The sequence below is a fragment of the Methylobacterium sp. WL18 genome (genome assembly GCF_008040015.1).
Taxonomy (GTDB): Bacteria; Pseudomonadota; Alphaproteobacteria; order Rhizobiales; family Beijerinckiaceae; genus Methylobacterium; species Methylobacterium mesophilicum.
In genome coordinates, this window is record NZ_VRVD01001075.1 from 1 (window position 1) to 922 (window position 922).

1 protein-coding gene is annotated in these 922 nt (G+C 73.2%); it reads right to left on the bottom strand.

What is annotated here, in order from left to right:
* Positions 1 to 897: protein-glutamate O-methyltransferase CheR (locus FV228_RS30975; protein ID WP_147857890.1), on the bottom strand; the 897-nt coding region annotated here is incomplete at its 3' end.
* Positions 898 to 922: the final 25 nt, after the last annotated feature.

Consider the following 922-nt stretch of genomic DNA (forward strand, 5'->3'; position numbering starts at 1 on the left):
CTGCACCGCGTCGGCCAGGCGCCGGTAGGCGACGGTCCCGGGCAGGCTTACGGGATCGAGGAACCCCGAGAAGGTCGGGTTCGGCTCGGCATGGCCCAGCAGCAGCCAGCCGTCCGGCCGGAGCCTGCGCCCGAGGCCGCGCACCACCGCGGCCACCGTCTCGGCCTCGAAATAGATCAGCACGTTGCGGCAGAGGATCAGGTCGTACCCCTCGCCCGGCGGGGTCTTGGGCTCGATGAGGCTCAGGAGGTTGCCGCGCTCGAACCGCACCAGCGCGCGGAATTCCGGCCGCAGGGCGTAGCCGCCCTCGCGGCGGATCCCGGGGGCGGGGGGCAGGCGCGTGAAATAGCGCAGCCGCTCCTCCGGCGGCATGGTGCGCAACGCCCAGCGCCCGTACTCGGCGGCCCGGGCGGTCGCCAGCGCCTCGACGCTGATATCGGTGCCGAGGATCGCGATCCGCCAGTCGGGCAGGGCGTCCCCCAGGGCCTCGCGGACCAGGATCGCCAGGGAATAGGGCTCGGCACCGGTCGAGCAGCCGGCGCTCCAGATCCGGAGGGTGCGGTCGAGGCTGCGGGCCGCGATCAGCGCCGGCAGGATCGTCTGGCGCAGGGCCTGGAACTGCTCGGCGTAGCGGAAGAAGAAGGTCTCGCCGACGGTGATCTCGGCCTCCAGGCAGGCCCATTCCGCCTCGCCCCGGGAGCGGTCGGCCAGCAGGGCGCCGTAGGCGGCGCAGTCGGCGATGGCGGTGGCCCGGAAGCGCCGGCGCAGGCGCTCGATCAGGAGTTCGTCCTTGTCGATGTAATAATGGTGGCCCGTGCGGGCGATGATGCGCGCCTTCAGGGCAGCGTAGGCGGGGTCGTCGCCCGGATCGGGGCGGGGCGGAACGTGGCGCGCCATCGTGGGATCAGGCGGAGGGCGGCAG